Here is a 12,721-nt window from a genome sequence, read left to right on the forward strand (position 1 = left end):
CACGTTATGCTATGAGCAAAGCCATTTACATTGCAACTACCGAACCAAATAGCGGAAAATCTATTATTTCACTAGGTCTTATGCAATTATTGTTGGGAAAAGCCGCAAAAGTGGGTTATTTCCGTCCGATTATTGATGACTACCCAGAAGGGAAAAGAGATAATCACATAGATACCATTATAAGCCATTTCAATTTAGAACTTAAGTATGAAGAGGCTTTTGCCTTTACCAGGAGCCAGGTTATTCAAAAAAACAATGAGAATAAAGAAGATGATGTACTGGACAGGATTATAGAAAAATATAAGGCTATTGAAGATAGTTTTGATTTTATTTTAGTAGAGGGTACAGATTTTTCTGGTGATGGTGCTATCATTGAGTGGGATATTAACGTACATATGGCAAAAAATTTGGGAATCCCTACTATTATTTTGGCTAGTGGAGTTGGTAAGACCTTGGAAGAATTTGTGAGCAATATGTATTTGGCCTATGACTCTTTTAAAGACAAAGGGGTAGAGGTTTTGATGGTTGTCGCCAATAAGATTCAACCAGAAAACGTAACGCTAGTTACTGATGGATTACGAAAATATTTACCGAAAGAAGTACTGATTGGTGCTATCCCTTTGAATCCTATTTTAGGTAATCCTACAATAAAAGAAATTGCAGAAGAACTCAATGGAAAGGTTCTCTTTGGAAAACCTTTTTTAAATAATCAAGCTGGTCATTTTGGTGTTGGTGCCATGCAATTGCGTAATTATTTAACGCATTTAAAAGAAGATGGGCTTGTGATAACCCCTGGTGATCGTGCAGATATTATACTAGGGGCATTACAGGCCAATTTATCGTCAAATTACCCAACTGTTTCTGGAATTATACTCACGGGAGGTCTAGTACCGGAAGATTCCATAATCAAGTTGATTGAAGGCCTCACAGAGGTAGTGCCAATAGTTTCTGTGGATGGAGGAACTTTTGAGATCACTAATAGAATAGGTTCAATTAGACCTCGCATCTATGCAGAAAATAGTAGAAAAATTACTGCTTCCATACAGGATTTTTCAAAATTTGTTCCTGAGGATGCATTGGCCGAACGCTTAGTCACTTTTAAGGCCAATGGAATCACCCCAAGAATGTTTCAATATAACCTGCTCAAAAGGGCCAGGTCCAACAAAAGGCATATTGTATTGCCCGAAGGGTGGGATCATCGAATCTTAAAAGCTGCCAAAGATTTAATTGATGCAGATGCAGCCGAAGTTACCTTGTTAGGTGACCATGAAAAAATAAAAGATAAAATTGTTCAGCTGGGCCTGGAGTTAGATACTGATAAATTTACGATAATAGACCCAGCCAAGTCTGATTATTTTGAGGAATATGCAACCACCTTACATGAACTGCGAAAGCATAAGAACGTGGATTTGACTATGGCTCGTGACCTCATGGAAGATGTTTCTTATTTCGGTACCATGATGGTGTATAAAGGTCATGCTGATGGAATGGTGTCCGGTGCAGTTCATACCACACAACATACTATTCTGCCGGCACTTCAGTTTGTGAAGACAAGACCAGATGTTGCCTTGGTATCTTCTGTATTCTTTATGTGCCTCCCAGATAGAGTGGTTATTTTTGGGGATTGTGCCATCAATCCAAACCCTAGCGCGGAACAGCTTGCCGAAATTGCCATCTCTTCCGCAGACACTAGTACTGCTTTTGGTATTGAACCCAAAATAGCCATGCTTTCATATTCTTCAGGGACATCAGGCCAAGGGGAAGATGTGGACAGGGTTCGAAAAGCAACAGAACTGGTTAAACAAAAACGCCCTGATCTTAAAGTAGAAGGGCCTATACAGTACGATGCCGCAGTGGATATGAATGTTGGCAAAAGCAAGCTACCCAACTCACAAGTAGCAGGACAGGCAACGGTTTTTATTTTTCCTGATTTAAACACGGGCAACAATACCTATAAAGCGGTGCAACGGGAAACAGGAGCTCTGGCTATTGGCCCCATGTTACAGGGACTTAACAAACCCGTAAATGATTTGAGCCGTGGTTGTACCGTCGATGATATTTTTAATACGGTGGTGATTACGGCCATACAAGCACAAGGCTTATGAATGTACTGATTATAAACGCAGGCAGTTCCTCTATAAAATACCAACTCATAAAAATGCCTTTGGAACAGGTTGTTTGTACTGGTATTGTTGAACGTATTGGTTCAAAAGAGGCTAAATTAAAGTATAAAACAGCCACCACAGATAGTGATGAAACATTAGAAATTTATGACCATAAAACTGGATTTCAAAAAATAGCGGCATACTTATTGGATGGAAAAATCGGTGTTGTAAATAATGTTGATGAAATAGAAATTATTGGGCATCGCGTTGTTCATGGGGGCAATAGTTTCTCCGATACAATGCTTGTTACCCAAGAAGTGAAAGATAAAATAAAGGAACTTTCTATTTTGGCTCCTTTGCACAATCCACATAACTTGGCAGGTATTGTTTTAGCAGAACAAGTATTCCCAAATGCCAAACAAGTTGCGACTTTTGATACCGCTTTTCATCAAACCATTCCGGTAATAGCTAAAAAATATGCTATCCCCAGTAATTTTTACAACAAGCATAACATACAGGTATATGGATTTCATGGTACAAGCCATAAATATGTTTCAGAAAAGGCAATTGGTTATTTAAAAGATAAAGGCTCAAAAATAATCAGTATCCACTTGGGAAATGGTTGTAGTATGACTGCAGTGAAAAATGGGAAAAGTATAGACCATAGTTTAGGTTTCACCCCTTCCAATGGTCTCATTATGGGTTCACGCAGTGGAGATATTGACCATTCACTTGTCTTTCATTTGGTAAATACACTAGGTTATAAATTAGAAGAGGTGAATACTTTGTTATTAAAAAAAAGTGGCATGTTGGGCTTAACCGGTTTTAGTGATTTAAGGGACATTCAAGCAGAGGCAGAGAAAGGAAATCCTGATTGTATTTTAGCCTTGGAAATGAATGCCTACCGCATAAAAAAATACATTGGAGCATATACTGCCGCTCTAAATGGATTGGATGCTATAGTATTCACTGCTGGTATTGGCGAGAATTCTGTATTGTTACGTAAAATGGTTTGTACCAATATGGATTACTTGGGAATCACTTTGGATGACCATAGAAATATGGTAAAATCAACTTCTATCCAGGAAATTAATTCTAAAACTTCAAAAGTTAAGGTTTTGGTCATTCCAACCAATGAAGAACTGGAAATTGCTAGGCAGTCTTTTACGCTTACAAAAGAGAAGTTTGTTTAAATATGTAATTCTTTTACTTTCTTTTTGTGCTGCAGGTTTTTATTCCAAATGGCGCATAGAGTGGACAAAAGCCTGCAAAACTGGTGAGGGCAAAGACAACTGCTACTACTACAAGAACAATACCCCATGTTCCAGAGATAGTGCCATTGTAATAAAGAACTCCAAATAGTATTGCGACCAAAAAACGTATCGTTCGGTCAGCATTTCCCATATTTCTTTTCATTTTTAAAAAATTTAGTTCGACTATTTCCAAAAATATCAAAGGCATTGTCTGCATACTATGACAAATGTCATTTAGAGCATAAAACAATGGTAGGTCGAATATTTGTTTTATTGAAGTGAAAAAAATCAAGGAAACTGACCTAGGTCATTTTCTTATGGAAAAAGACGATGTATTTTAGCATCATAATTAATAGTAATAATGTTCTTTAGACATATAATGATAGGGGTACTTTGATGCAGCAATGCAACAATCCCATGGAAGGTATCACAACTGTTTATATCTTGTAGTTGACCAGTTTATTTAGCAATAGGTATTTTGAGTGAACTTACATAAGTGTGTGAACAAATGCAATACCTTCTTTGAGACCGGGATATTTCGATATTCCGGTTTCTTTTAAAATATATGGGTATTGATTTATGTTACTGCAAGGTGCATGAGTCATAGTGAAGGGAGCGATGTAGTCGATGCCAAAAATCGGCCTCTATATTATTTTAGCAATGAAATGGCATAAAGGATGGATTTGAAGTAGGAACAAATTTTAACTCTTCACAGGAAACAGGAAGCTTCGGCTTCCTGTTTTTATTTACGTCTTTTGCCAATCACGAAATTTTTTGAAGACTATCCAATTTTTAATACTATTCAAATAATTGACCGTTTGTGATATATGTAAATTGCAGAAAGCAATTAAAGCCTACCCAAAATCTGCAAGGCTCTTAAGTTTCTCTTTGTTTAAAATTATGATTCTCCTTCCATGACCAGTAGATACTAGACCTTCATCCTTAAAATCGGAAAGGGTACGTATAACAGTTTCTGTTGCAGTGCCAATAATCCCTGCAAAATCTTCTCTTGGAATACCAATTCCGCCATCCGGTTTTTCTTGAACAAGCCCTTTTTCATAAAGTTCCAAAAGTGCTTTAGCTGCTCTTTTCCGAACGGATGCATAGGCCATATCTACCAATTGTTCCTGTACATGTTTTAGGTTGTTGGATATCATAGAAATAAATTTCTGTGATACAAGCGGGCTCCCATAGAGCAATTTGGTAAAATCATCTTTGGGTATCGCACATAGTTCTGAATCTTCAAGAACAATGGCATTTTCAATATAAGTCCCCGTACTGTTCAATAAGGAAAGTTGCCCAATAAAATTGCCTACGCCGCATATTCCGGTAACAAATTCTTTACCTATCTCCGTGCTTTTGTATGTTTTTACGCTACCGCTTTCAATAAAAAATAGGGAATGGGCAGGATCACCCTCCCAAAAAACAACATCTTTCTTTTCATATTTTTTTACATCATACCCTTTGGAAAAACTACCCAAATCCATGTAATCAGATGCATCTTCAATAAACGTGTTGAGCTCCTCTAAATTCTTTGCAATCTCTTTTTTCAGGAAATCATTTTTCCTAAGACGGCACGAAACGGCAGCCATTAATTCTTCTTCCTCAAAAGGTTTGGTTAAATAATCATCTGCCCCAAGATTCATTCCTATGCGCATGTCCGATCTTGAAGTTTTGGCGGTTAAAAAAATAAACGGAATGCTCGCTGTGGCCGAGTCTTCGTTTAAACGCTGTAGTACAGAATAGCCATTTAATCCTGGCATCATTATGTCACATATAATTAAATCTGGATGAAATTGGGCTGTTTTTTCAATACCCTTGTTCCCATCCTGTGCGGTTTCAACCTTGTAATTTGATAATCTTAAGATTTCTGCGGTATTTTCTCGCACATCACCATCATCTTCTATAACTAATATTTTTTTCATTTTTAGCAGGTTGAGGGGAACATTAAAATTTATTCACTTCAGGTTTTGAGCTGGGGACACCATATTGGTGTTGTAAGTTCACAACTATCAAAAAGGTGATTCATAAATATATCCTAGTTAATCTTTGATAAAAATGATATTGGTCATATCTAAACTTTTAATGTAATGATGTAAATCATTTTGTTTTTTGATACTGCCAACGATATTTGAACAAAATAGGATATATGGATACAGGTCTAGTACTTTCTGGAGGTGGAGCAAGGGGTATAGCCCATATAGGTGCCATTAAAGCTTTGGAAGAGTATGGAATATGCCCATCCCATATTGCAGGCACAAGCGCAGGTGCGATTGTTGGAGCTTTATATGCAGGAGGATGTCCTTGGCAAGAAATATTGGACTTTTTCAAGACTGTGGAAATATTCTCCATTAATAAATACGCTAGAAAAAAACCGGGGTTTGTAGATACTGCCAAATTTTATGATCTTCTAGTAAAGTACTTGCCTTCTGATAGTTTTGAAGACCTTGAAAAACCCTTATATGTCACTGCAACAAATTTATTGGATGGTTCACTAAAGGTATTCTACAGAGGAGAATTAATAAAGCCGTTATTGGCATCAGCATCAGTTCCAGGAATTTTTGCTCCTATACAGATTGAATCTGGGTATTTTATTGATGGAGGTACATTAAATAATTTCCCTGTAGACCTCATAAAAATGTATTGCGATAAGATTATAGGAATCTATGTGAACCCTTTTGAAAAGGTAAAAATTGAGGACTTAAAGCATTCATACAACGTAATGGAGAGAGCCTATCACATTATGGTTGCAAAAGATACTTTTAACAAGTTTAAAGACTGTGATGTACTAATCCGTCCAGAAAGGATGGGAGATTTTGGCATGTTCTCTTTAAAGAAAGTAGATATCCTATTTGAATTAGGGTATGCTGCTGCGAAAAAAGTTTTACAATCCCGAGAAGGAGATAAAAAGTTCAATGTATCAAAGCTGGAGTTTGAACTTAATAAACAGTAGTACTTTACTACTTTAGCACTGACATAAATCATTTCATAAATGAAACTTCACTTCTAATTTTACCGTGATAAAGCACATTGGCAAATCTTAAACATGGTAGAAATGGAAACACTATTAGAAACAAAAGAACAAATCACCCCCATGCCTAGAATAGGGGATAAGGCTCCTGCGTTTAAAGCGGTAACCACCCAAGGGGATATCAACTTTCCAAAAGACTATAAAGGAGAATGGGTTATTCTATTTAGTCACCCAGCGGATTTTACGCCTGTGTGTACGTCAGAATTTATGACGTTTGCTAAGCTAGAAGATACTTTCGCAAGAGCCAATTGTAAGTTGGTAGGTCTATCAATAGATGGGTTGTATAGTCATATTGCTTGGTTACGCACCATAAAGGATAAGATTAGGTTTAGAGATATGAAAAACATGGAAATCAAGTTTCCGCTTATTGAAGATATCACTATGGAAGTAGCTAAAAAATATGGAATGATACAACCCGGTGAGAGCAAAACCCAAGCTGTTAGAGCGGTATTCTTCATTGACCCAGATAGTTTCATAAGAGCCATAATTTATTATCCGTTGAGTTTAGGTAGAAATTTTGATGAAATCTACAGAGCTCTTATTGCCATGCAAACTGCCGATAAATTTTCGGTGGCAACACCAGCCGATTGGCAACCTGGTGAGGACGTGATTGTACCACCAGCTGGTTCATGTGGTACGGCAAAGGAACGCGTAGAGACCAAGAATGGGGAAATGGAATGCAGTGACTGGTTTTTCTGCACAAAGAAACTGAAAAAGGAAAAAGTGATGGAATCTGTTCTTAAAAATCAATAACGGATTTGGCTTAAAACTTTAGGGGTAGAGAAGGAATAAACAAACTAGTAATCATGAAAAAACTTCTAATGCATAGTTCCTTAATCGTTTCGATTCTCCTAATATGTTCTTGTAATACCCGAAAAAAAGAAGAAAAAACTATGGCTGCTCAATTAGCTTTGCAAGAAAGGTTTTATGCTATAGACACCACAGGTATCTCTTTGCAATGGACAGCCTATAAGTTTACCGATAAGATGGCCGTGCATGGAACTTTTAATGATTTTTCAGTGGATTTTCAAAAAAACAAGAAGACTATTGAGGATTTACTGGTTAAGGATAAGATTACAATCCACACAATGTCTGTGAATTCAGGAGCTGAAATCCGAGATGCCAAGCTTAAGACTTACTTTTTTGAGGTGTTTAAATCGGATATTATTAGAGGAGAAATTTTAGATGCCAAAAATGGAAAAGGAGTGATGAATATTGAATTAAATACCATCTCAAGGGAAGTGGATTATACCTATTCCCAAAAGGGAGATACTCTTTTTTTGAAGACAGCAATAAACCTAGCGAATTGGAAAGGGGAGGAAGCTATCAATACGCTGAACCGAGAATGTTATGAACTGCATATGGGTGTGGATAAAGTTTCTAAGCTGTGGCCCAATGTAGTCATCACAATAAAACTCCCTATCAATATTTCGCATATATTAAAATAATACATCTTCCATTATGTTTAAAAATGTCCACTTAAGCTATCACCAAAATTCCTTATAATAAGAAATGCCTTCGAAACAACCTGTTTTACTTATGCGCAATTAGGCTTGATAAGAAGGCATTTTGGAAAACTAACTGAAATTGAGTGTATTACGAAATTGCTATCTTTTTAGGGGGTAGTTTTTTGGCCTCCTCTTTCTTAGCTAGTTTAAAACTAAGAATCCCATCCTTATACTTGGCCCTGATTTCTTCTTGTTTTATGCTTTCTGGTAATTGTAACGAACGTTCAAAAGAGTTGTAACTAAACTCCCTACGGGTATAGTTATCTTCTTTTTCTTCTTCAGAATGTTCTTTTTCGGCAGAAATATTTAGGCAACCATCATCTATGGTAACTTCAAAATCTTTCTTGGCAAAACCAGGAGCGGCAAGCTCAATTTCAAAATCATCCTCGGTTTCTTTGATATTTAATGCGGGCTCAGCTCTTTTGCCGTTCCAGAAGCGATCGGGCAGTAAATCCCTGCTCCATGCACGATTGTCAAAAAAATCGTCCATATCAAAAAAATCTTGGGTGATTAAATTTCCAAAGGGTCTTCTTCTAAATTTTACGAGTGACATAGTGCTTTATTTTTTAAAGGTTAAACATTGTAATACTTCGAAAATACTGCCTACGGAAGCCCAACAAAATGATTTAGATCAGTCAGGGGATAATTTCTTTTTAAAAGACATTAAGATTTAGGATAAAACAATCTTCTCCAGTAAGTCACCAACAAAGTATGATACTACTGCTGCAATACAGCCCAATAGTAGAGTTTCAAAAATACCCTTGAACGGATTGGTTTGATTGACATAAGTTTTCATCCAACCAACTAGAATAAATCCTGTGGCTGTAAGTATGGATGCCATTAAAAATAGGTTGACACCCAATGGGTCAATATAGTCTATAACGTAAACTATCAGTGGTATTAGACCAATTGCTAAAAAGGAAACGTAAGTTACACCACCTATTATAAATGGAGACTTAGTGATTTCGGACATGCCTAGCTCCTCTTTCATCATTACATTGACCCACCGCTTTTTGTCTGATGTGATTACATCAACTACATTTTCCAACAAATCACCTTCAAAGCCTTTTTCTTCGTAAATATTCCGAATTTCTTGAACCTCTATTTCAGGCATATTTTCAATTTCCCAATATTCGATGTTTCTGTGTTTCTGATAATTGTCCTTTTCAGATTTTGTGGAAAGATAAGCGCCGACTGACATGGCAAAACCATCGGCTAGAAGGTTTGCGAATCCTAGTATAATAATCACAGAGCTGTCAAGCCCAGCGCCCACCGAGCCAGAAACTACCGCAAAAGTGGTAACGCATCCATCAATACCACCGTATACAAATTCGCCAAGGTATTTTTCAAATTTCCTGAAAAGTCCTTTGTTTTCTGAATGTATAAGTGCTTCATCATGTGATGAGTTTTCTTTGTCAAAAGAATGAATATTCATTTAGTAGGGTTTGTTCGCAATTTCATTTTTCAACAAAATAAATTCACTAATATTACTGCTGTCTATGGCCCCAACCAATTGTTGGTCTTTAGTAACAGGAAAAAAATTCTGTTCATCCTTTTTTATTAGCTCGAGAACTTTTACCATCTCTGTAGACATATCTACTGTTTTAAAGGTGGTCTGCATAATATCCCCAATCAATACAGATGGTGTAGTAGTATTTTTTATGATATCCTTCTGGTAAAGTACCCCAACAATACGATTGTCATCTGTTACAACAAAATCCTTTTCCGAACCTGCCAATAAAGTATCAATTGCTTTTTGTGCAGTATCTTCAGGATGGAGCCGAGTTATATATTTTAGTGTAGCTTCCTTTGCAGTGTGGCCTTTTAACAAAGAATGTTGCTGTACCATTTGGTTTTCCCCATAGGCACTAATAAAAATGAATATCGCAATCAATATCAAAAAAGGGTTGGAAAATACACCTAGAAAGAAAAATAGAACAGCCATTAGCTGTCCTAATCCCGAAGCAATGGATGTTGCTTTGACACGGTCCATTGCAAAAGATAATAATGCTCTAAATACCCGTCCACCATCCATTGGAAATGCTGGAATCATGTTGAAAACGACCAACATAACATTTGCAGCAAATAGATAGAAAAAAAAAGTTTGTGAATTTAAGGTATTAAGAGATTCCAATATTTGTCCTGGCTCCATACCAAGGTAATCTTTAACGGGAATAAATAGGTATAAAAGTAGTGCAATAACAACGTTAACAGCTGGTCCTGCCAAAGCTACAGCTAATTCTTGCCAAGGTTTTTCGGGTATCTTTTCCATAGTGGCCATTCCACCAATGGGCAAAAGGGTAATATTTTGAGTTTTTATATGAAATTTTTTCGCCGTTAATGCATGCCCTAATTCGTGTAGTACAACGCATACAAAAAGAATCAGGATTAGACCGATACTGAACAGGGTTGATAATAAGGTCCCGCCCCGTAGAATTTCAGAAATAACTACCCAGATTAGAAGTAAGGTAAATGTCCAATGCACTTCGATTTTAATCCCTGAAACACTACCTAGTTTTAAAACACCTTTCATTAAGTCCAATTTTGGACTAAGGTATTTTCTGATGTTTTTTTTGACAATGATATTTGTCATATGTAGGGGAAGCACTTCCGATTAATTTTGGATTTAACACTGTATGCCCATGAAGAATATAATAACATTGACGGTTAACCCTGCCGTAGATAAAAGCGCAAGCGTAGCTGGTATAAAACCAGATAGTAAGCTACGTTGTAGTACTCCCATTTTTGAAGCTGGTGGGGGAGGTATAAATGTGTCCAAGGTCCTTGGCGAACTGGGAGGGAAATCCCTTTGTATATATTTGGCAGGAGGCCCTACAGGAAGGCATCTTAAGGATATACTTGTCGATTTAGGCATCTTACAGCAAATTATTCCCGTTGCAGGTTGGGTGCGAGAGAATCTTGCGGTTACAGACACTACCAATAATCAGCAATATCGATTTGGGATGCCCGGTCCATCTATAAGTGAGGACGAATGGAAAAATGTACTGGATAGGTTAGATACAATTTTATCCGATGGTGATTTACTGGTGGCAAGTGGCAGTCTTTGTCCAGGTATGCCCATAGATTTTTATGCACGGGTTTCCGCAATTACCATGAAAAAAAATGTCAAGTTGATTCTTGATACTTCAGGCGAGGCACTTCTCCATGGAGCACAGGCAGGCGCTTACCTTTTAAAACCCAACTTGGGAGAACTTGCCTCACTATGTAATTTAAAAACAATTTCCTTCTCTGAGCTAGAGTCAATATCCAAGAATTTTTTAGAGAACAATCCCTGTGAGATTATGGTCGTGTCAATTGGTGCCCAAGGTGCCATATTGGTTACTAAAGATACTTTAGAATATATAGCAGCACCTGTAGTATATAAAAGAAGTGCCATTGGTGCTGGGGATAGTATGGTTGCGGGAATGGCATTTGCGCTTGCACAAGGCAGATCAGACTCTGAAATGGCCAAGTATGGAGTTGCATGTGGCACAGCAGCAACTATGACGGAAGGTACCCAACTTTGTAGAAAGGAGGATGTTGATGAGTTATATAATTGGATTGTGACAAATTCAACATCCCTAGATAGAATGCGAATAGATGGATAGTAGGTATGGGAACACTACGTGTGACTAAAATCAATAAAGATTCAAAGGGGAAATATGGCATCAATAATCCCTCATAGCTACCCTTAATCAAACCCAAAAAAATTATTGGTAATTCTTCTTAGTTGATGACGAATATCAGTTCATTGCTCAACTGTCCTTTGTAATTTGTTTCAGAATAGTAACAAACAATACAATGCGAATGGACTATTATTTTTCTACCACTATAAAAGGTGAGACTTTTGGGGAAGCGGTGATTAAAACTATTGAAGCGTTAAAAAAAGAAGGTTTTGGGGTGCTAACGGAAATTGATATGAAAGCTACTATGAAGAAAAAATTAGATGTAGATTTTCATGACTATAAAATATTGGGTGCTTGTAGCCCACCTTTGGCATATAAGGCACTTCAAGCTGAAGATAAGATTGGGACTATGCTTCCCTGTAATGTCATAGTTCAGAAAAAAGAACCTGGAACCATAGAAATAGCAGCGGTTGACCCAGCAGTATCTATGCAAGCTGTAAAAAATGACCAATTGATAGTAGTTGCCGAAACAGTTCGGGATAAACTCAAGAGCGTGATTGAAACGCTCCATGGTTAACTTAAAAACCTATGTAAAATTAAAACATATTTTGCAGTTTAAGTTAGTGTAACATTGTTGGATATTAACACCATGAATAATTCTAGCAAATAAACACTAAAACATGGGAATGAAGAATAGCATTTTGTCCTTTAGAACATCAAATTCGAATAAATCATACTTTTCAAATCTTTGGGAAGTCCGTCGCGAATGTCTTCCATCTCGCCAAGGGATACATACTTTCTAAGGTAGATAAAGGTAGTGTTCACATAGCGTTCGGCTACCTCATCACTGTACTCAAAATCATTCACTGCAGCAGGCCAATCATGATGCCGTACCAAATCCAAGAATTCTGCCATGTTCTTTACTTTGGGCTTTTTCCTTTTTATGCTCCATCCATTTACATAAACCCCCTTAAGAAACATAGGTAGTTGTGCAATAAATTGCAAGGATTCTTCAGGTGGAATAATATCGCGTAAGGCATGCATTATTACGGTAAATATTCTACCGGCTTTATCCGTGTTTGTGCCAAGGTTCATCTCTTTTGTATAATCCTTTAGGAAAGTATACCCCTCAGTTGCGTATTGATTAAAATTGAGTGCCATAAACTTTAGCTTTTTAAAATTTTGGACTTAAAGTTGA

Annotated in this window: 13 protein-coding genes; 7 read left to right on the forward strand and 6 right to left on the reverse strand. The window is 37.0% G+C overall.

Annotated features, from left to right (window positions below):
* Nucleotides 1-11 precede the first annotated feature (11 nt).
* Together pta and AACP56_RS15265 are read left to right on the forward strand one after the other, a co-directional pair.
* On the forward strand, nucleotides 12-2,105 hold the full coding sequence (pta, locus tag AACP56_RS15260) for a phosphate acetyltransferase (protein ID WP_339337826.1): 2,094 nt from the start codon (nucleotides 12-14) through the stop codon (nucleotides 2,103-2,105).
* Nucleotides 2,102-3,298, forward strand: coding sequence for an acetate/propionate family kinase (locus AACP56_RS15265; RefSeq protein WP_339337827.1), 1,197 nt, complete (start codon nucleotides 2,102-2,104; stop codon nucleotides 3,296-3,298). The genes pta and AACP56_RS15265 overlap by 4 nt, the downstream gene beginning before the upstream one ends.
* A 13-nt stretch (nucleotides 3,299-3,311) precedes the next feature.
* Here AACP56_RS15265 and AACP56_RS15270 read toward each other — a convergent pair whose 3' ends face one another.
* Both AACP56_RS15270 and AACP56_RS15275 read right to left on the reverse strand, forming a co-directional pair.
* On the reverse strand, nucleotides 3,312-3,521 hold the full coding sequence (locus AACP56_RS15270; protein ID WP_339337828.1) for a YgaP family membrane protein: 210 nt from the start codon (nucleotides 3,519-3,521) through the stop codon (nucleotides 3,312-3,314).
* A 691-nt stretch (nucleotides 3,522-4,212) separates the two neighbouring features.
* The gene (locus AACP56_RS15275; protein WP_339337829.1) at nucleotides 4,213-5,283 is read right to left on the reverse strand and encodes a response regulator; all 1,071 of its coding nucleotides are present in this window, start codon (nucleotides 5,281-5,283) and stop codon (nucleotides 4,213-4,215) included.
* 224 nt (nucleotides 5,284-5,507) lie between these two features.
* Between AACP56_RS15275 and AACP56_RS15280 the strand changes: the two genes are divergently transcribed.
* The 3 genes from AACP56_RS15280 to AACP56_RS15290 all read left to right on the forward strand — a co-directional run bounded on the left by AACP56_RS15280 (nucleotide 5,508) and on the right by AACP56_RS15290 (nucleotide 7,837).
* Complete coding sequence (locus AACP56_RS15280; protein ID WP_339337830.1) at nucleotides 5,508-6,311, forward strand: patatin-like phospholipase family protein; 804 nt, start codon at nucleotides 5,508-5,510, stop codon at nucleotides 6,309-6,311.
* 102 nt (nucleotides 6,312-6,413) lie between these two features.
* Nucleotides 6,414-7,142 (forward strand): peroxiredoxin, encoded by a 729-nt coding sequence (locus AACP56_RS15285; protein WP_339337832.1) that lies wholly within the window; start codon nucleotides 6,414-6,416, stop codon nucleotides 7,140-7,142.
* Between the two features lie 53 nt (nucleotides 7,143-7,195).
* Nucleotides 7,196-7,837, forward strand: coding sequence for a YceI family protein (locus tag AACP56_RS15290; protein ID WP_339337834.1), 642 nt, complete (start codon nucleotides 7,196-7,198; stop codon nucleotides 7,835-7,837).
* A 148-nt stretch (nucleotides 7,838-7,985) separates the two neighbouring features.
* Here the strand turns inward: AACP56_RS15290 and AACP56_RS15295 are convergent, their stop codons facing one another.
* The 3 genes from AACP56_RS15295 to AACP56_RS15305 all read right to left on the reverse strand — a co-directional run bounded on the left by AACP56_RS15295 (nucleotide 7,986) and on the right by AACP56_RS15305 (nucleotide 10,430).
* On the reverse strand, nucleotides 7,986-8,450 hold the full coding sequence (locus AACP56_RS15295; RefSeq protein ID WP_339337836.1) for an Hsp20/alpha crystallin family protein: 465 nt from the start codon (nucleotides 8,448-8,450) through the stop codon (nucleotides 7,986-7,988).
* 117 nt (nucleotides 8,451-8,567) lie between these two features.
* Complete coding sequence (locus AACP56_RS15300; RefSeq protein ID WP_339337838.1) at nucleotides 8,568-9,332, reverse strand: VIT1/CCC1 transporter family protein; 765 nt, start codon at nucleotides 9,330-9,332, stop codon at nucleotides 8,568-8,570.
* Nucleotides 9,333-10,430 (reverse strand): site-2 protease family protein, encoded by a 1,098-nt coding sequence (locus AACP56_RS15305; RefSeq protein WP_339337840.1) that lies wholly within the window; start codon nucleotides 10,428-10,430, stop codon nucleotides 9,333-9,335.
* Nucleotides 10,431-10,539: 109 nt separating this feature from the next.
* Here AACP56_RS15305 and AACP56_RS15310 point away from each other — a divergent pair, with 109 nt between their 5' ends.
* Together AACP56_RS15310 and AACP56_RS15315 are read left to right on the forward strand one after the other, a co-directional pair.
* Nucleotides 10,540-11,505 (forward strand): 1-phosphofructokinase family hexose kinase, encoded by a 966-nt coding sequence (locus AACP56_RS15310; RefSeq protein ID WP_339337841.1) that lies wholly within the window; start codon nucleotides 10,540-10,542, stop codon nucleotides 11,503-11,505.
* A gap of 199 nt (nucleotides 11,506-11,704) precedes the next feature.
* Nucleotides 11,705-12,100, forward strand: coding sequence for a DUF302 domain-containing protein (locus tag AACP56_RS15315; RefSeq protein WP_339337843.1), 396 nt, complete (start codon nucleotides 11,705-11,707; stop codon nucleotides 12,098-12,100).
* Between the two features lie 131 nt (nucleotides 12,101-12,231).
* On the opposite strand, the gene AACP56_RS15320 is transcribed toward AACP56_RS15315, so the two are convergent.
* Complete coding sequence (locus AACP56_RS15320) at nucleotides 12,232-12,684, reverse strand: DUF2267 domain-containing protein (RefSeq protein ID WP_339337845.1); 453 nt, start codon at nucleotides 12,682-12,684, stop codon at nucleotides 12,232-12,234.
* Between the last annotated feature and the right edge of the window lie 37 nt (nucleotides 12,685-12,721).

The organism is Croceitalea sp. MTPC6 (assembly GCF_036985525.1).
In the GTDB taxonomy this organism is placed as follows: domain Bacteria; phylum Bacteroidota; class Bacteroidia; order Flavobacteriales; family Flavobacteriaceae; genus Croceitalea.

Coding starts and splice junctions, on each gene's coding strand:
- pta (WP_339337826.1), top strand. CDS start 12: ATGAGCAAAGCCATTTACATTGCAACTACCGAACCAAATAGCGGAAAA.
- AACP56_RS15265 (WP_339337827.1), top strand. CDS start 2,102: ATGAATGTACTGATTATAAACGCAGGCAGTTCCTCTATAAAATACCAA.
- AACP56_RS15270 (WP_339337828.1), bottom strand. CDS start 3,521: ATGAAAAGAAATATGGGAAATGCTGACCGAACGATACGTTTTTTGGTC.
- AACP56_RS15275 (WP_339337829.1), bottom strand. CDS start 5,283: ATGAAAAAAATATTAGTTATAGAAGATGATGGTGATGTGCGAGAAAAT.
- AACP56_RS15280 (WP_339337830.1), top strand. CDS start 5,508: ATGGATACAGGTCTAGTACTTTCTGGAGGTGGAGCAAGGGGTATAGCC.
- AACP56_RS15285 (WP_339337832.1), top strand. CDS start 6,414: ATGGAAACACTATTAGAAACAAAAGAACAAATCACCCCCATGCCTAGA.
- AACP56_RS15290 (WP_339337834.1), top strand. CDS start 7,196: ATGAAAAAACTTCTAATGCATAGTTCCTTAATCGTTTCGATTCTCCTA.
- AACP56_RS15295 (WP_339337836.1), bottom strand. CDS start 8,450: ATGTCACTCGTAAAATTTAGAAGAAGACCCTTTGGAAATTTAATCACC.
- AACP56_RS15300 (WP_339337838.1), bottom strand. CDS start 9,332: ATGAATATTCATTCTTTTGACAAAGAAAACTCATCACATGATGAAGCA.
- AACP56_RS15305 (WP_339337840.1), bottom strand. CDS start 10,430: ATGAAAGGTGTTTTAAAACTAGGTAGTGTTTCAGGGATTAAAATCGAA.
- AACP56_RS15310 (WP_339337841.1), top strand. CDS start 10,540: ATGAAGAATATAATAACATTGACGGTTAACCCTGCCGTAGATAAAAGC.
- AACP56_RS15315 (WP_339337843.1), top strand. CDS start 11,705: ATGGACTATTATTTTTCTACCACTATAAAAGGTGAGACTTTTGGGGAA.
- AACP56_RS15320 (WP_339337845.1), bottom strand. CDS start 12,684: ATGGCACTCAATTTTAATCAATACGCAACTGAGGGGTATACTTTCCTA.